Genomic DNA, 20,171 nt, shown 5'->3' on the forward strand with positions numbered 1-20,171 from the left:
TATAGTCGCCGCCTGCGCCACCGTCGATGAAGTCCGTGTCGCCACCACCAAAAATCCAGTCGGTATCATCGCCGCCGTTGAGTGTATCCAGGCCATCGCCATTGCCGGCTCCCAAGTTGGACGCCATCGTACCGGCGACGCTGAAGTTCAATACATCAATCGGCACGATCTTCTGCAGCGTGGTCGAATAGCTCAGGGCACGATTCGCCTGCGACTCTGCACTAGCCGCAGCTAACTCGGTTGGCACTGCAAACTGGGCCGATCCGGTGACGGTCGCTGCCGTCAAGTCAAACTTGGATGCGAACCAACCCAGGCCAGTTTGCTGGTTATCGATCTCCGACCACGTTGGAGGCATCGACACTGTGAATGTCCCCATGCCCCAAATAGCTTGAATCTGGTCGGGCAAACCGCCCCAGAGCAAATCACGACCTTGCTCACCAGACAAGTTGTCATCGCCTGCATCACCGATGATCAAATCATGATCAGCGCCGCCACTGAGTTGATCATCACCTGCACCACCCAAGATAAGATCATTGCCAGCCCCACCGCGAATCGTATCGGTGCCACTTCCGGTCTGCACAAAGTCGCGACCGCCGCCAGCTTCAATCGTGTTATTGCCACCGGTGCTGATAATGATGTCTTGGCCGTCACCGGTCGTGATCGAGTCGTTACCCGTTAGAGTCACTACAGTGGAGGGACCATTACCCAGTTGAATCGTGTTGTTGCCGCCACCGGCCAAAACTACTTTATCGCCAGTGCCGATGGTGATGGTGTCATCATCATCCAGCGTATCGACATCGGCTTTACCATTGCCCAAGTTAATGACGTTCTTGCCAGCACCACCGTGAATGACTTTGGTACCATCGCCGACAGTAACCTGGTCAGCACCACTACCGACGGTGACTGTGGTGGTGCCACTGCCCACGTTACCGGCAGTGACTACGTTCCAACCTTCACCAGCATTGATTGTTTTTGCGCCGTGGCCAGAGGTGATCGAATCGCGGCCGCCTAGGGTGGTGATCTGTTCCACACCATCTCCGGTGATGATGCGGTTATCACCTGCACCGCCCAGAATAACTTGTGGATTAACGACTGTTCCACCTGAACCAGCTTCGATCGTATCGTGGCCGCTGCCAGCGGTGACCGTATCGTAGCCGCTGCCGGTAACTACAGTATTGTTGCCTTCGCCAGCATGCACCGTGTTGTTGCCGTTGCCAGCGCGAATATCATCATTGCCCGACTCAGCGGTCACCAGGTCATGGCCGTCACCCGATCGATAAACATTGTTGCCCATACCGAGCGATGTTTCATTGTCACCTCCCAGGGCATGAACCGTGTCGGAGCCACTGCCGGCGTAGATCACATCGCGGCCAACATCACCGTAGATGGTATCGGCTTGCGTTTCATCATTGTTGCCGACTCCCGTTGTTTCGGTATCGCCATAGATGGTGTTCTCATCATCGGTCGAACCACCACCTTGTGCGTTGGTACCACCATAGATTTTGTCGCGTCCTGTATTGCCGATCAGATGATCACTGCCAGTACCGCCGATGATTTCATCATCATTTGCTCCACCATCTGCCCAATCCGCTCCGGGGCCGAGATTGATCGAGTCGTCGCCTTCATGCCCCCACACATAGTCAGTTCCCGTGCCGGCATCGATCTTGTCATTGCCGCCACCACCGTAGATGTAATCCGCACCGCGATCGCCAACCAGCGTATCGGCGCCGGCGCCAGAGAAGCCGCTAACGCTAAACGGGAATGCGCCGGAACGATTCACGGTGGCATTGTCCCCGATAATCAAGTCGTCGCCGCGATCGCCATTGATCTGATCGTTGCCTAGTCCACCGATCAGGATGTCATTGTCGAAACCGCCCAAGATGTTGTCATCACCACCTTGACCTTCGACATAGTCATCGCCGCGGCCGGCGTCGATAACGTCACCGTCGGCTCCACCGTAGATGTCATCGTTGCCCGCACCACCTTCAATGCGATCGGCACCTGCATCACCGTGAATCTCATCGTCGCCATCGAGACCCTTGATCAAGTCGCGCCCGGATCCACCGTGCAACACATCAGCTGCAGCCGAACCGGTGATCTCATCATCACCTCCACCCCCATGGACCGTGCCTCCACCACTACCCAGGAAGATCTTGTCGCGGCCATCGCTGCTCAACTCCGTGGGGCCATCGCCATAAACAGTCGCTGCGCCATCACCGGTGCGAATGATGTCGTTACCGCTGCGACCATACACCGTCACAGGTTTGGAGAGACCTTCGAGCACCGTAAAGCGATCATCGCCGCCCAGACCGTCAAACTGAATTTGGGTAAATTCAGCCAGGGGATGTTTCTCGGGATCGCGCAGGAGTGGCGAGGTCACGATTACCTTGCCTGCGTCGTCGCCGGTGCCCGCGCTAAGGGTGAATTGATCGTTGCCTTCCGTTGCATGGAACTTCAATACACCGCCTTCGATATACGAAAATGTCTCGACAGCATCGTCCGGTCGCGGCAACGAGAAGTCCAACAGCACGACTTCGGCCAGTTCGTATTCGTCTCCAGCAATCTTGACCCATTTGCCGAAGGCGCGGAAGCCAATTTCATAATAGGCAAACGCTTTGGCTGCCAGCTGACCGGTAACATCGAACACATGGATGGGGCCCAGCTCGAAGTTGTCTTTTAGTTCTTGAAAGCGGATCTTGCCATCATTGTTATTATCGTGCAGGTCAAAGAAGACATCCAAGTAAATACCGCCGCCTGCACCGACGCGCGCCACCACCACGTTTACTTCGGCCGCAACTTTCAAGGCACCCGACAATGTCAATTCGGGAACGTCGGGGCCTGTACCATCGACGCTGGCGGTGTCGCTGATGAAGAAGCCGTCGAAGATCTTGGAGGCATCGCTGTAGCCACTGGCCACAAATTGCCTTGCGCCATACGTATCGAATCCAAACGCAAAATCCGCCACCGCGCCCACGGTACCGGTAATGCGTGCACCGACTGGTCCCCAGATCGGATAGAACTGGCTGTACTCGAACTGAGCTTCCAAACGCGGCATGTCGTAACCGAACAAGGTCACATCTTGTCCGAGCAACAATCCAAATGCCGAAGCAGGGTTTTCGAGAATGGGGAAGCGGAAACCACCGCCTGTGGCCGACGTGGAACTCGAGAAAGCATCGGCTTGTTGACCGCCGCTGGTATCGATCTGATTCTTGATGCTGTCGAAGTCGACGTTGTTCAGGGGATTGGTTCGCGGTGCGAGATTGCCGCGACCTCTGGCCAGCGAGGCCAGCGAACCATCGACACTAAAGCTGCCCAGGTTGATCCAGTTCTCGGCCCCGATAGCGCCTTCCAGTTTCTCGGCCAGGTCCGAGATATCTTGTACTGCATAGATGAAGTCGTTGTAGTCGCCATAGCCAAAGAAATCTGCCAAATCCAACAGCGTCGTCGGACCGGCTAAATCGCTAATTACCGGAATCGGAGCCGTCAGCACATCCAGGATCGGACGCACTGGCTCCAGTGCATCGTTGACGTTCTTGACGATCGGTCCCAAGAAGTCACTCAAGAACGAACCCAGGTTCATCTGCACATCACCGAACTCGATCTGCGGCGCTGATGCCAATTCAGCAAATGAATTGACGGTCCAGTTCAAATCGAACCCGGTGCGCAATTGAGGTAACCCTGCTACACCGTTGATGGCTGCAGTCAGCGTCCAATCGACAATGGCCGCTTTGTTATTGTCGACGCCGTTTTCAAGAACGTTGCCAGTAAAGGATGTAGACAACGGTACCGAGAAGATCTCGCCCAAACCAATCCGACCATCGAGACCTGGATCAAGATCAATATCGAACTCTGCCGCAGCTTCGGTCCGATTGTTGGCCACTTCCAAATCCAAGAATCCCAGCTTGAACTTGGTGTTTGGCGGTGGACCGATCAGTTCGGCCTTGAAGTCAATATGCAGGTCGTCGAGTTTGCGGCTGCCATCAGGGTTATTGCGGGCTAGCTTCAGGTAGACCCCGGTATTCTTATCAATTCCAATCCCGACATCGATCTGCCAGTTGCCCGTGAGACTCAACGACATATCGCCGGTCTTCAATCCCAAGCCCGGCAGATTCAAGTCGAACTTGAGGTCATTAGCGACAATGGTGCCGCCCATCGACACTTCAAACTCCACTGCCGATGCCGTCTGAGTAACCACAATGTCGCTCTGAGTGATTCCAGATTGACCGTCTTTATCTTTGAGAACATTGATGCCCGTCAGCTTCTGAAACAACTGGCTGCGCAAAATTTCAATGGCACCGTTGCCCACCAAACTACCAGGGTCGATGTCACCGACTTCGCTGCGCAGATCCAGAATAAAGCGGGACAGATCGCCCAATTGATTGCCAATAACCGGCAGCTTGATACCATCCAGTTTGTCCAGTAGCTTCTCTTCGAACAAACCCAGTAACGAATCCCATCCGTCCAAAAAGACGGACATATCTGTCGTGAAATCCAGATCGTCTATTAGCTGGGAAAAGTCGGGCAGGGTAACGTCGAAGCTGTCTATCGGATTCTGCATATTGGCCGACAGACCAATGTTGCCGATGAATCCGGACGGCGTAACGTGCACCGGTAACACGGCCTGCATCTGGCCCACGATTTCGGTTTGCAGCGAGCTGAGCGACAATCCATCCAGGTAACGACGCCCGGAAGCATTGACGTTACGTAACTTGGCCGTGAAACGGGCAGGATTGGCTTGCGCCGAGCCATCGTCCAACCGCACAAATCCATTGACGATACTCGCACTCAGCGGGCCAACGGATGCCTTCAAATTGATCGGTGTGGGCGTACTGAGTTTGGCAGTTACACCCAGACTTGTGCCCATATCAATCAGGGTCGTGGCGTTTTCATTTTGTGGAGTCACGGCGTACAAGAAGGGACGTAAGTCATCTGGATCGGCCAGGTCGATGCCCATGGCCAGCACGAAGTCCGCGCCGATGCTGGCGCTGACCCGTCCATCGCCCTTCAGGCTCACAAACTTGCCCAGATCCTGATTGCCATCGAGCATGTTGAAGTTCAGTGGCAGCGAGCGCGCGGCCGAATCGGCGATTCGGACTACTACCTTCAACGCCTGGCCATCCAGCTTCAAAGCCAGATTCGAACCAGGTATATCCAAACCTTGCTCAAGCGCGACTTCTAACTCATGCAGCGCGGCTTTGGGTCGGTTCTGCAAATCATTCAGCGTGGCATCCAGCTTGTCTGCAAAATCCAGGATATCGTTGATGGAGACATCTGTTCCCGGGAGTTTTTCGTTGAGCGCATCGAGCTCTTCAAACGACCGCAGCAATTCCACGACTTGGCGCAGCGCATCCAAGATGCTGGGCTGGTAAATCGGTTCGCCAGAAATGACGTTGTCGATAGCAGGGATGCCTGACAAGCCAAGTTGACTCAATAGGTTTGAAGTGTTCAGCGACACAAGCGAGAAGGGCATATTGCCCGTCGTGTTGTCGTACAACTCCAGTCCCCGGCCATCGCGCGTAAAGTTCAACGTCAACTTGCCACCGGTTTGAATGCGGATGGCATCGATCAGGTCTTGGAAAGTCGCGATCGGTTTCAGAGCCGGTCCCGTGGCTGTCGGATCGATAAAGCTTAGGTCAAGATTGATGGGGGCAGCTTCACCTCGCAACTGAACTCGGAACTCCGGCAAGTTAGCCCGCAGGTCCAGAGCACCGTCCAGAACTCGCTCAATGGACAGGTCACCACTTAAGCCGAAGGCTGAAAAGTTTTCAAAGCCTTTCAGGTTATCCAAGCCGCGCAAATGAATGGTCGGTTCTGTGCCTTCGTGGATGTCGGTCCACGAGACGATAACCGCGGCATTGCCCGGCAAAGAAAGGCCCGGGATCGAACCCGCTAAAACCACTGGCAATTCAAGATTCAAATCGCATTCCAATACCGGATCGCCAATGATACTGACGACCCCTGCTTCGATCATCTCGCTCAGGTACAGTCGACCATCGCTATTGGGATCCGTCAGGCTTAGCGACAGCTTGGCACTGGCTTCGCCTTTACCGTTGACAATGCCGACGCTGGCCGGACCAAAGCTGGCGATAGCGTCAATGTCGTTGGCTGTCGCCTGCACAGACAAGTCAACATCGAAGTTGTTCAGATAAAATCGATTGGCTAACGACTGCCCGTTGAGCGCTCGACCATTGATTACGCCATCATCAACATCGTCTACACCATTGTTGGCTTTGCCATCGTCATCGTTGTCCGTGCCGCGCAGGCCCAGGATCAGCCCAGCCAGCGAACCATCGGCAGATTCGATGGAAAATCGCCCAGCGCTCGAATCGCCGTCGATGACATGATTCAAATCTCGGATGTTCAAGTGATCGGGATCCAGTGGATCAATACTCACTGATACACGCCGCGTGTTAGCATCGGTGGGGACGGTGCGCGAGGCCACTTCAATGCGGTTGATCACATCTCCAATGGTTGTTACACCACGCAAACTGACCGTAAAACTGGTGTCATCCGAGAGCGTGATCTTTAGATGCTGGCCATACCGAGCGCCGGTTTGGATCCCGAGTCGACGCAGTCCGTAGTAGTCGCCGGCCAATTCGCTGTCGGATAGCCATATCGAGCCGATCGTCGAGCCTTGAATGCGAATCATCATGACCGCCGTGCCCGAACTGGAGTCGACCACCGCACTGACACCACCAGCGAAGGGACTGGTGGCGATGGCAGATTGAATGGCTGCGTTAACATCAGAGGTCAGGTCGGCCAGCGATGCATTGCCGCTGGTGGCCGCCGCCGGAATATGGACATCGAAATCCGTACCATCAATGGTCAGCGCGAAGCGTAGATCTTTGCTGAATGAAAATGCGGAAGTTGCGCCCAGCGAAGAACGGATACCGCTTTCGATTCCGGTACCCCACGTTGGCAACGTGGACAGTGGCGTGGAATTGGTGATTGTAAACCCGGTCCCAATGTCTGACAGATCTATGCCAAACGTAAAGCTGCCTTCAGCTCGACGCCACAGATCGACAGAACTATTGGTCTGAATGCCTGCCAAGCCGCCCCATGAATCGCCCATCGATAACTTGGATGATTCAAGTATGGACTCGCTGAGGAAATTGATGTTGCCAGTCACAGTACCGAGATTGCGGTCGTAAACCAAACCAAATTCCTGCGGCGTCAAATCGAGAGCTTCGCGAATCAGCTGCTCCAAATCTTGCAACGTTTGGAAACGCAATTGATCGACAGCCTGGTTGTTCCCAAACCCAAGTCGCTCGACGCCAGGCACCGTTTGACCATCGGTATTGGCTACGCGGATTCCGCTGACACTGCTATCGGTGGAGTAGATAGCCAGTTTGCCATCGACCGCGGTTGCCTGCAGCATGCCCGCAAAGTCCGTGCCTTCAAAGGCGGCAGCCAAAGCACTGGACAGGTCCGAAGCTAAGTCAGCAATCGTCGTATTGTTCTGAGTGATGTTGGCATTGATGACTACGGTCTTGGTCAGGTTATCGCTAACCGTGACTTCAAAACTTGTATCGTTGCTGAACTTGCCCGTGCTCTGCGGAGCGGACTCGGCAACCAGCCGCACTTCTTGAAACTTGCTGAAGAGGGCTTGGCTGAGCTCTTCACCCAGGTCGCTCACCTGTCCAAACGAACCACCACCTAGCGGCAGCTTGTTTTTGAATTGCCCAAAGTTGCCCATGCCCGAGAACCAGTCGGCTAATTGCGTAGCCGTGTCGGCGAGGGATTTGGGGCTGAGATTATTCAGTTGGTTGATAATCGATGCGAGATCACCGGCGGGAGTGGCGGTAGGCGCGCCACTGCCGGTCAGACCTAGCAGGACCTTCAGCTCGCCAGGGATCGGCGCGCCGGCTAGCGTCGAAGTAAAGTACAACACGCCACCAAAGTCGCACGACATATCGATGGAGTAATCTTCGCCCACTTCTAACGTGTCGAGTTGAGCGATCAAGATCGACTCGCCGCCGTTGAGCGTGGCATCAAAGGCCGCGGACGCAGTGATAAAGCTGTTGGTCGGGCCGGGATTGGCCTGCGTGCCCGAATCAATGATGCTGCCGCCCAGCAAGCCGGCCTTGGCATCGACCAGAATCGTATCGACCAAAATGTTGACATCGGCCGAAAAGTCGTGCAACTGAATAGCCAACGTCTCCGACTTGGGCTTGGAAGTTTTGTTATCCCATGTAATGGTGAAGTCCAGGCGTCCGTTGACTTGAGCCTGCGCGCTGATGTCGCCAGCTAACGAGACACCGATGTTGGCTAGCGCCTCTGCAAAATCAAATTGTCGATCACCGGTCGAGGCGCGACCGTTGAGCGAGAAGTGCATGGCCGACTTGCCCGTGCTCTTTTCATACTGAGCTTGCACGGCCACCGACCACGTCGACCAACCGAACTTGAACTGATCATTGCGCTGCGTGGCTTGCGACAAGTCGATGACCAGGTTAACCGGTTCGATTGAACCGCCGGGCGTGTAATCACTGATAACGAACTTGGCCGAGCTCGGCAAAATCTTTTCGTTGGCGCTCGAGAACTCTAGCGTGTGCACCTTGGGCTGCAGCACGTTGTCCACCGTCATCATCGCTTGCCACGTATTGGCCACAGCCGATTTAATGAAATACATCGTCGCATCATGTGCCTGGCCGACCGAGTCGAATACCGTCAGCGCATGCGAGAAACTGTAACTGGCTGGATTGGTCGGCGAAAACGGACCGCCCAAAGTCGGTGCAGTCAGCTTAGGCAAATTCAAGAACAGCGAGGTGCGGGTCTGGCTGAGTTGTTCAGCGAGCACCGCAGGCGATGGCCCCAGTCCAACTTGACTCTTGATTTCATCCAGAATCGAACCGTCGCCGGTTAAGACATAGGTCAGCCCCAGAGAATCGGAGATAGTCGCTGGTTCGGCTTCTTCACTCTCTTCTGTTTCGTCGGTCACCTCGACCAAGGCAGGCAGTTGCTTGTCCAGTTCGGTATTGATCAGCTTGTCCAACCAATCCAAGACATCTTGCAGGCCGCTGTTCACATCATCGCTGATAACCGGATCGGCCAGCGGCGGAAAGAACGAAACTTCGGGTGGATTGAAAGCCACATGAATGCCACCGGCAAAGGCGGGATCCAAAATTGCGATCGGACTAATGCGGCCAGCATTCAATGCAGTGACGATATCGGAATTGGACGAGATGACTTCTTTAAGTGTGACCCCAGCCGGTGAATATTCTTCGAGGCCATTGACCAGCCGCACTACTTCGGCCTCGGCTGCCGAAAGCGTACCATTGCCTGTATCGGGCACGCCGGTGCTGGGTGCCAAGACAAAATCGACAGCCATACCTGCGTCATGGCCAGCATGATTGATCGTGCTAGGGCCACTCTGGGCGCTCAACGAGCCCACCACGATGGGCAGTTGCAGCGGATTGCTGCTGGTCTTGAGCGTTGCTGCGGTCGCGAGTATCGTGCCGATGACCCAGTCGGTCGCAAAGCGCAGTGGTGGCGCGTTTTCAGGATACGGACCAACTTCGGTTTCAATATAATCGCCGGGTAAATCATCCAGATAAGTCCAACGCGGACCATTAAAGGCGTTGATGTAGTTGAAGGAATTGCCAGTGACATAACTGGCCTCGCTGAAGCTGGTGTTATTCACGCTGGCTTGGAACAGTCCAGCCGCGTGGCGCGTATGTGGTCCGACAATACCGTCGACGATCAGCAGGTTGCCATTTTCGTCTGGGTAATTCCAATAACGCAGACGCTGTTGCATCTGCGCGACTTCTAAAATGCTGGTACCCTGACTGGGCACTTTTTCAGCGTAGTCGTTAATCGTGCCAGCGCCAGGCACCACGGTTAGTTGATATTCAGCCGCTTGGAAAAGTGAGTAACTATCGCCACTGTCAACCAGTACCCAGGCTTTGCCGGAGGCTGCATCGCGGATCAACCACTGCTCGATCACTTGTGGTTCGGCCAGCTGGATAGAGCGAGCCTGCACGGTTGCCGAAGAAGGCAAAGTTGGCACCTGGCTACCGTTGAGCGTATCGATCAGCCGCGCTTGCAGGTACTGAATCTTGTCAGTGGCCGAGCCATTGAGGTAACTGGCCAGTCCGGTCGTGTTGGTGACCACTGCCAACTCAATGCCCGAACGATACCATAGTTTCATTCCACCTTGAAAACCGTATTGGCTACCAGAATCCAATACACCTAGATCGGCAGTTGGTGGCGCCAGGTACAATTGACCGGTGCTGGCGAAACTGACTGAGTTGACACGGTCGCTCAGAATCGCAAATGCAATCGGGTTGCCATTGTAGTTCAGCGCGTAATCGGCTCGTACAGCATGACGCTCGACTTCCAGAGGTATACTGCTGCCCAAACTGCTGATGATGTCCCAACCCACGATGTCGAAGTTGCTGAGCGTGGGCGCGGTAGCGGCGAGTTCAACCGAGATGATATCTCCGGTCCGTCCACCGGCACCGAGGGAAATGTTATCAATGCGCAGGGTCGATTCGATCGCCGCACCTTGCGGTGCACTCAGCCGAAAACGCAGCGTTTGATTTTGCCCACGCAACTCGGTGGGAATCGCAATGGAATAGTTCTTGGCAGAGGTAGACAAGTCTGTAGCTTCGATTTGGTGAATCAGTTCATCACCAATGAAGATCTTTAGATCGTCTCCAATTGCGGCGGCCGTTTGAAAAGCGCTGAAGGTCAGAATCGCAGCCTGCTGCGGCAAGTAAAACGAGTTGTGAGTACGATCCGGCCCACTGGCGTTCAGTTCGAGATAGTAGTTGCCCGACTGCTCTTGAATGCGACCAGCGCCACCGCCGCCATGGTGCGACCAACCGGGAACTAAGTTGTCGCCAGCCACCGAAGAGAGTATGTCAAATTCATCGCCAGGATGTTGAAAGTCTCCATTGAACAGCACACTGGAACTGTTCCACAACGGCGCTTGTTTGGCTGAAGCGATCGAGAGCTTTTCCGTAGGTGTTTTTGTCTGTGGCTGAAGCGCGATCGGAGTGTATTGATGATCTTGATCAACTGAGTAGAAGTTGTCGGCTGCGGGACGACCATCGACGCCACCGGCAATGCGACTGTAATTGTAACCGTTGACAACATAATTGACTGAGCTTGAAACTTGCGGTTGCGGCATGCCAGCAGGGTGCGTCCCCAGCACTGACCCTAGATAGGATGTGTTCCAGACATACGAATGATCGCCGGCGAAATCGAACAGGTCGTAAAGGCTAAAGTCTGACTTGGGCAATTCAACTCCGTCACGCAGTTGAACGTTGTAAGCACCTGGTATCGGCCGGCCATTGGGTACGGCCGCGTTAGGGGCGAAACTGCCATTGATGCCGCGAGTCTGATAGTAAACATCCGTGAAATTGACATTCTGCCAGGCAACTGCCCCGTAGCCAGTTGGCTTACCCAACGACGACAAGCTTTGTGCGCCATCGACGCCTAGTCCTTGATCAAAGTCATGGGGATCGAGATACGTCACCTGGTCGACTGGGACGTCGTAGAAGGCCAGGCGTTCGACCGTTTCACTGGTAACCGCCGCGCCGAAGCTGTGACCGATAAAATGGAGTTGCGGATTGGTGTGAGGCGAGTTGGGATTGATCAGGCCCAGACCTGTAAGCGTGTTGTAGAGCGCATCGCCTGCACCTTCGGCCCAGCCGGTTGAGATTTCCTGAGATTCGGGTGACCAATCGAACATCAATACAATTTCGCTGGGACTGCCCGTGGCATACGAACCATTCAGAACGGTGGTGCCACTAAACTTGGTATCAAAGTCGAACTGCCCAGTGCCACCTTCTTGCAGCAGATCGTAATCCAGCAGCCACGCAGTATGCTGACTGCCGTTGAATGCATCAGCCCGACTGCGAATTGCGTTGGCCAAGGGCATCAAGCTGTCGCCATCTTCGTCCCCTAACTGGAACCCGTGCGTGATGACCGTGACGCCCTGGATCTGCGTGCTATACGGCGCAATCAAACTCGAGACCGACTCGACGCTGCGCATATCAGATGCGAGCAAGCGGCGTACTTCCAAGTCTTCCAGTAGAGCCCGGCGAAACTCCCGGGACTTACGACGCTTGTTAGTCAGGCGCCACGAGGTGCTGGTCCAAGACTTGCCAGAGAAAATAACCGAGCTATCACGCATGGTGTTGATCCGTCAGGGAGGAAATGCATTCAGGTAGGTATCCCCCTCGCGGAATAAATCGACGTCCAAGAATTGGCCTGGTACCTGCTTGATCACCTATTGGTGGCAAGTAACTCAGATTCATTGGCAGCAGTAAGCTGAACGAGGGGAGTTCAAACGGGTGAAGTTCAGCAGCTCGACCTTCGGCGATTGACTGCTAGCCACAGCAACTGGCTGCGCTTGGCAGTAACCATCGATTGGAGCCGCTATTGGTTAGGCTGCAACATGCAGCCGATGCACCCTCGAAGCAAGCGATAGAGATAGAGTGTGTGAGGGTCGGTCGAATTGACCAACTGGCCTGATGGCATGAGGGGATGACATACTAATGACGCCGTTTATTTAGGTGCTGGCCAAATGCATCCATGCGGCAGAGTTGAATTTCACAGTGCCAGCCTCGTGCTGACGCTTCTCAAAAAACCAAACCAACTATCTTCAAGACGAAGATGCAACCGGACCTGCGCAGAGCTTTGCGGATTTTAACGAAAGAATTTATATCGCCGCTGCTCTGGAACGATCCCGTCAGTCTCATAGGCACGAAAGATGTTGCGACCGGACAAACTATTTGGAGTTTTCCAAACTTTTTTGTGGCAGAAACTAAAGGCATTCGACCATCACGCATTTCTGTAAAAGCGGACGCGACAAAACGAAAGAAGTGTCGAGATTTCAGTCACCTCTCCAAGGCATTGCCTCTGCGCCGGGGGAGGTGACAGTCACCTCTCCATGCGCAGCATGGGGAGGTCGAATCGAGGCTCTGCGAGATTCGGGAGGGGTCTTGGCAGTGGAGGTGGTTAGTACCGCAAGAGTCTTACGTAGCGCATTGCCCCCTCCCGCAGACGAAGGCTGAACGCCTCGTCTGCGACCTCCCCCAGCTGCGCCGGGGGAGGTGACAGTCACCTCTCCATGCGCAGCATGGGGAGGTCGAATCGAGGCTCTGCGAGATTCGGGAGGGGTCTGGGTGGAGTGACGCGTCCAAAGTCTGGCGACTTCGGCTACGGGAAGGTACCATGAGGTACTAACCGACAACGTTGAGTATGGCGGGCAAGTGTCGATGGCGGGCGAGGAACTACAATCACTACTGCAGCGCGCCAAAGAGGGCGATCGTGAAGCGCTGGGCATTGCGTTTCAGCGACTGACTCCGTTCTTGCTGCAACTGGCCAACGAGGAGCTTGATCCAAAACTGCGCCAGAAGACCAGTGGCTCGGACCTGGTCCAACAAACTCTGATGGAAGCGGGCCAATCCCTGGCCACGTTCGAAGGCTCCTCCGATGCCTTTTTGACGTGGCTGCGTCGTATTCTGCTGAACAATATCGCCAATCAACGGCGGCATTTTCGCACGAAGAAACGCAACCTGGATCGTGAGGTTCGTATGCAAGGCGGTGAGAGTTCTACCATCTTGCGCTTGGATACTTTCGCGCATTCGGACCCGTCGCGCAGCGACGAAATATGCCAGGAAGAATTCCTGGCCGATGTGTCGACCGCCCTGGCCGGGCTAAGCAGCGATTACCAGCAGGTAATTGCCTATCGAAATGAGCGCAAGTTGACCTTTCAAGAGATTGGTCAGCTCATGGGACGCTCGGAAGATGCCGCGCGGAAACTCTGGGCGCGCGCTATCGAAGCTCTCAAGGCCGAGATCGATAGGCTCGATGCATGAACCAGTCCCTTCCCAGCGACGACGACCGGTTCGCCCAGTTGCTCGATGAATACGACTGGGCGCATCGGGCCAACATGGCTGCGAACTTTTGGTCGACCCATCCATGCGCTCCCGAGTTGAAACTGCGTGTTCAGAATGCTCACACAGCCTTGAAGCAACTCGATTCTTTTTTGACTCGGCGACTCTCTGAGAGCACTACCGACACGCCTGCCGATATCTCTTTCAAGCATCTATTGAGCCAGCCAATCACGCTGGGCCGATTCAAGATTATTCGCGAGCTCGGCCGCGGTGGCTTTGGTGTCGTTTACCTGGCCCATGACCCGCTGCTCAATCGCCAAGTGGCTCTCAAGATCCCACGTATCGAAACGCTGGCGTCGAAGACGTTACAGCAACGTTTTGCTAAAGAAGCCGAGATTGCAGCCAGGCTGGACCATTTCCACATCGTGCCCGTCTTCGAAGTGGGACAGACCGGTGACGGGATCTATATCGTCTCTTTATATTGTCCTGGTACAAACTTGGCCCAGTGGCTGACGGAACATCCAGGCGAATTGAGCCATGCCCAGATCGTCGAACTGATGATCGGCATCTGTGACGCGATGGCGTATTGCCACGCAAGTGGTGTGTTGCATCGCGATCTCAAACCGGCCAACGTGCTGTTGTTTCCAGTGCCCTTTGGAACGTTGAATTTCTTGCCGAGGATCAATGACTTCGGATTGGCAAAAGTTCTCGAGTCAACGCTTTCGGAAACAGCCAATAGCGCGATGCTGGGAACGCCCTTATACATGTCACCTGAACAAGTGAGTTCGCAGTTCGATCGAGTTGGTCCAGCGACGGATGTTTATGGACTGGGCGCGATTCTGTATGAGTTACTCACGGCTCGTCCTCCGTTTAATGGAACAGTGGCCGAAGTTCTGGACCAGATTCGAACGCAATCGCCGCTACAACCGCGCGAGCTGAATAGAACAGTCCCAATTGACCTGGAAACTATTTGTCTGAAGTGCTTGGCCAAACAGGTACCAGATCGATATCCAGACGCATCCCAGCTCTTGAATGACTTGCGAGCGTTTCAAAGCGGCGGGGCAATTCGTGCGCGCCGACTATCAGCTTTGCAGCAGCTCGAACGATCCTTGGCCCGCACTCAGAGCGTAATTGCAGCAGGCAGTCTAATCATGGCTGCAAATTTCGTCATGGCCGCCATGATGTTCGTAGTGGCAGCTTATGTGCGCATGAGTCCGAGCATCCAGTTACCAGGTTGGTCGATGCCGGTTTGTGTCGGAGTCGCTCTGCTGGTGAATTTGCCGCTACTGGCGATGGGAGGTGCGGTAGCCCGCCGCCGGCGCTGGGCAGCCATTGCAGGTTGGCTGAGCGGTATTGTAGTGGCAAGCTCAAGCTCGGCCTGGCTGGTGCAGGAAACAAGCCTTGAATCATCGAGTCTACTGGAGGATGGGGGCATTCGCTGGGCCATCGCCATTGTCACTGCGTTCTGGTTCGTACACACCCTGAGCTGCGCAGTCGCGTGGCACGCGATGGCTTTTCGTCGATCATTAACGCTAACTCCACCAAGACCAAGCAAACTGTTTTATCGCGCGGTGATGCCCACCTTGGCTCTGATGCTGGGACTATTGGCTGTGACCATAAGTGTGCTGTATTCACGCGGGCACATTACCCAAGCCGACATGACTGCAGCGAGCGGGTCTTCAACTTCGCGCGATCGATCTGCACAAGATGTGCAGTATGCATTCTATTTGCGTAAAGGTCTCGATGGATTAAGGCTAGGCAAGCCCTCAGAGACACTCCAACATCTCAGTGCCGCGAGTGCTGGGCTGGAGAGTGAGGACATGCGTAGTTTTTCATGGCACTATTTGAACCATCGAGCCAATTGCCGACCGCAGAGCTTTGTGGATCTACCAGCCGAAGCATTGTGTGCGGATCTTTCGCCCGATGGTAAATGGGTGGTCGGCGGAGATCGATCGGGCGCCATTCGCATTTGGACGATGCAAGGTGAGCTGGTCAAGTCGCTTAACTACTCAACCAAAGAGATTTGTGCCGTCAAATTTTCTCCTGATGGTCAGCTACTGGCGACCGCCGGTCAAGGTTCGCAGATCCATGTGTGGCGAGTATCAACCTGGGAACAAGTCTGTGTCTTGAATGAATTTCATGGCACGATAACTGGCGTAGCATGGAGTCCTGACAGCACGCGTATCGTGTGTGGCAGTCGTCAAACGCGCGTGAGTGTCTGGGATATCGCCACGGCCAGCCGTGTAACTCGCTTGGCACCGGTTGCAGACACGGTGCGTGCTGTCACCTGGTCGGCAGACGGTAAAACGATCGCCGCTGTTTCGGGTCGCCACATCGCGATCTGGAATGCTGAGAATTGGGAATTTCTCAAGGAAGTGACGGAAAGCGATCAAGACTTATACGGTGTAGCGATCTCACCTGATTCCGCCAATTTGGTAGCAGCTGGTTTCTCTCAGAAGCTGATTTTCGTCGATCTGAAAAACTTAGACCATGTCACGTCTGTCGAGTCCAATGGTCATATTCGCGACGTGGACTGGTCAGCAGACGGTCGTCATATAGTTGCGGCCGTATCGCTCGGTGGGCCGCGCATCTGGTCCAGTGAATTGCTTAAAGAAGAAGCTACTTTGGAACGCACATCTGCGCGCATCGCGAAGCTCTCGAAGAATGGCCGTAGACTTGTGTCGGCCAACGGCGACTCAAACGCCCTGGCACTATGGGACGTTCCGCCTGCACTTGGCTATAGTGAGTTAGTGCCGCCGAGCCAACCGCTCACATGGGCTGCCAGCGCTGGGGATATTGTTTACATCACCGGCAGCGAAACTACAAATGTCTTCCGCGGGCAGAGACCTGAGCCGCAGTTGGAACTGCCTGGCGCCAGCCTCTGCGCTGACCTGAATTCTCAGGCAAACATTCTGGCGCGCGAGCTGGCCGACAAGATCGAAGTTTGGGATCTGCAAACCGCGAGGCTGACTGCAACGCTACCTAAGCCCGAATTCAATATTGCTCAGATGGAACTATCTGCTGATGGCGAGCGATTGTATGTCAGCAGTCCGATCGAAGATTGGGCATTATACGATGTCCGACAAGCGTCGATTCTGGTCCAAAGTCGAGCTGATCGAAACTATACAGCGGTCACTCATGTAGTATCGCCTGACGGCAAGTTCCTGCTGGTCAGAAAGTTCCCGGACGAGTTCCCCAATGACTATGAAATTGTCAGCGTTCGCGATGGACAGCGGACCAAGGCAGTAGGAGTTGACCACATTGCCAGATCCATCGTAGCGGATCCCAACTACTCCAAACTCTACCTGGCTGATATTGACGGTATCCACATCTATGATTTCGCGACCAACACGACCGACAGCAATCATTTTCGTCTGCGCCGCGGCGTCCAACGCCTGGCCTTATCGCCCGACGGATTAACTTTGGCCGCCTGGGTAAATGGTGAGGGCTTGTTTCTCTGGGATGTACGCAGCGGTCAAGAACTGTTTCCGATCCTGCAAACTCAAGACAGCCTCGATCAGCTGGAATTCACCTCGGATACACAACTGGTCTGCCGACGCAAACGCGGATCTGAATACCGCCTCGTCGTTTTCAATTGCCAACCCTAACTAAACCGTAGGCGTTAGCCTCGGTTATTAAACGTTCACGATCAGTTGACAAAGGAACCGGGGCTAATGCCCGCGGTTTAGTTTGTGATTCAACCGAGGCTAACGCCTATGGTTTACTCGTGATCGTTATAGACCTCGGTTGCCTCTTCTTTGATGACCAGGGTAGGCCGATTCTGGCTCTTCAGTTGCGCTCTTACGATCTGCGTACCAACTTTGCCGTGGCGAACTTCGATGCGGAACTTCATGGAAGTTCGCCCATCCATCTGAGGTACGGCTGCGAATCGCAGTACGTCTCCATCCACTCGGGCTTGAACCGGCGCATCGACTTTCAGGACTTCACTGCCTGCGGGCAGTTGTAGACTCAGTTCCACCTCGCGGTCCGGGCGACCGATGTTACGTACTTCGACTGTGTAGGTGGTCGAGGCGGAGAGTTCGATTGGATCGGCATCCTGGTTAATGCTGAAGCTCAGCTCACCCTGCTCTTCTACGGTCACGCTTCCACGCGTTTCGGTCTTAACCCCTAAGTCCGCGAATCCTTGGAAGGTCATTTGTTGAGCGCCAATCTCAACTGGCAATACAGTGAATTCAATTGGTTCAGCATGACCAGCCGGAAACTCGGGCACACTCCACAAAACGGCATGTTGGGCTGAATCATAGCGACCCTCTTTGTTGGCCGTATTGAAGTTCAAACCCGATGGCAATCGCAACACAAATTCACAATTGGTAGCCGCGGCCGTACCCGGATTCTTCAGCATGATCGAAAAGGTTGCTTGACGATCCAAGTAACGCCGACTGGGGCCAGTGATGACCGCTTCCAGTGTGGGTGCCAAAACTCGCAAGTCAACCTTCTGCTCCTCTTGCACGCCATCTTCGGTCAAGGCTCGCAGTGCAATAATGGCAGCTCCCGGTTCCGCTGCGATGGCGTCGAGGCGAATATGTTTGTTTTCACCAGGCGCTATATCGCCGAAGACCGCTTCCAAAATCGCGTCGCCCGAATCATGTCGCAAATGAGTCGGCAAGTCGGCTTCTAACTTTACGGCCCGAGCTACGCCGGTGCCTGTGTTCTTAACCGTAACATCGATCGCATGCACGCTACCGATCAAGACTTCCGGCTGAGCATTGTAGGACAGTTCGAGCTTCGGCAGAGTAGCCAAGGTACGCACGGAAGCTTGGGCTGCGAAACGCACGACGGCTGTGCTGCCCAATTCGCCTTGACGTTCGGGAGTGATTTGCAGATTGATTGTACGTTCATCACCGGGTCCCATTTCGCCTAGTTTCCACACTAAGACTCCTTCGGCAGTCGGAGTAATTGCAGGAATAGACTCGGCAAAGGTCGCCCCATTGGGCACGCTATCAATGACTTCGACATCTTGAGCCGCAGAGTTACCGGCATTGCGAACGGTGATGACCACCGTGGTGCGTTTGCCAACTTGGCATTCACCAGCCATACGTTTTTGAATCAGCATGATGGGGTTCTGCGAACCATCTAAGTGGCGATTGCCCGGTTGATTGCTGATCAGTCGACCTAGCAGCGTACCTGCAAATGGTGCTCCACCGCTTGAATCGCCCAGTGAACTTGACGTTGTATTGAGCGAACTAGTTGTGGCGCGCGGCAATGCGGCTGAACCACTGGCCATGGAACCAGTGACCGAACCACTCCGGTCATTAGCAGCAGTTGGTCGCGGAGTTCCCAAAGTGGCCGAGGGCATGGCTGGGGGAGGACCAAGCGATCCTGGTCCAGTGCTCGTGGCGTCTGGTGTACCTGCAATTGGCGCTTGAATCCAATTTGGATCCCCGCCGCGTGGCAATGAGAGCGCTGGCGGAGCGAGCGGACCTGGTTGAGTACCACCTATGCCGGGGTTGCTCAAGTTAGTGGCGGCCATGGCTGGTCGCTGCGTATCCGATAACGATTGCGTTGACGGTTTGATTGCCGGGGGCAGGCCAGCAGGAGTTGAACCAGGTGTCGTCGAGGGTGGCAATGATGGTGCCGTCTGCAACCAACCCGGTGGTGGGCTCTTGATCACCGCCTCTTGTCCAGGCGGAGTGGCCGGTAGTTGTGGTACCGGTAGACCAGTTGATGGTATTGGTGGCGCGAGCAAACCTTGGGGTGCTGCTGCCATCGCAGAGGGCAGCGCTGGAGGTCCTTCACCGCCGGCTGGCTGAACACGCGAATTATCTAACACTTCGCCCAGCCTGGCTGCGATATCGTCATCGGCCGCATTGAGCTGGTTCCCGTCCGCAGCGCCAGAGTTACCGTCATTATCTTCCGGCATAGCTTGGGCACGTAGCGGATTGCTCAGCGAAGGCGGTAGCTCGGCTGGACCGACTTGGCTCGCCTGGAGGCCGAGTGGTTCGTCCATACTGCTGGGTATGGCCGATGGATTGAAATCGAGAGCGGGTGGAGCTTCGATCGAGCGATCATCGTTCGCGCGCACGACCGAGGGCAGTGAACCGCTGATGCCACCGTTGCTCCACAAGGGACTTTCGTCCATAGGGATTGGTTGCGGAGCCTGCGCAGGCGGCTTGCTAACAACGGCCGTCTCACGAGTCCGCTGACGTGCATCATGCTGAGCCAAGACAATAGCCAAGGCACCCAGCAATAACACGGCACCCACGGCAACGAACCGCACAGTTGTCTTCTTCATGATTGCTCGACATCCATGTCGCACGAGTGCACCGGCCGGAAAGTCCGGCTGAACGATATGAACACCCGGAA

At 54.9% G+C, this 20,171-nt stretch carries 4 protein-coding genes (1 of these 4 only partly in view); 2 read left to right on the plus strand and 2 right to left on the minus strand.

Annotated features, from left to right (window positions below; all coding sequences use genetic code 11):
* Positions 1–12,139, minus strand: the start of a protein-coding gene (locus SH573x_RS22495; protein WP_479350055.1) for a pre-peptidase C-terminal domain-containing protein. It extends 19,880 nt beyond the left edge of the window; the window shows 12,139 of its 32,019 coding nt (coding positions 1–12,139); its start codon is at positions 12,137–12,139; its stop codon lies beyond the left edge, outside the window.
* Positions 12,140–13,226: 1,087 nt separating this feature from the next.
* Here SH573x_RS22495 and SH573x_RS22500 point away from each other — a divergent pair.
* A complete protein-coding gene (locus SH573x_RS22500) occupies positions 13,227–13,829 on the plus strand; it encodes an RNA polymerase sigma factor (RefSeq protein ID WP_479356792.1) in 603 nt (200 codons plus the stop codon).
* Positions 13,826–17,455: a protein kinase domain-containing protein gene (locus tag SH573x_RS22505; protein WP_479350056.1), complete on the plus strand. Its 3,630-nt coding sequence runs from the start codon at positions 13,826–13,828 to the stop codon at positions 17,453–17,455. The genes SH573x_RS22500 and SH573x_RS22505 overlap by 4 nt, the downstream gene beginning before the upstream one ends.
* Positions 17,456–17,568: 113 nt before the next feature.
* On the opposite strand, the gene SH573x_RS22510 is transcribed toward SH573x_RS22505, so the two are convergent.
* Positions 17,569–20,100 (minus strand): COG1361 family protein, encoded by a 2,532-nt coding sequence (locus tag SH573x_RS22510; protein WP_479350057.1) that lies wholly within the window; start codon positions 20,098–20,100, stop codon positions 17,569–17,571.
* Positions 20,101–20,171 lie beyond the last annotated feature (71 nt).

Source organism: Rania fehmarnensis (genome assembly GCF_056494185.1).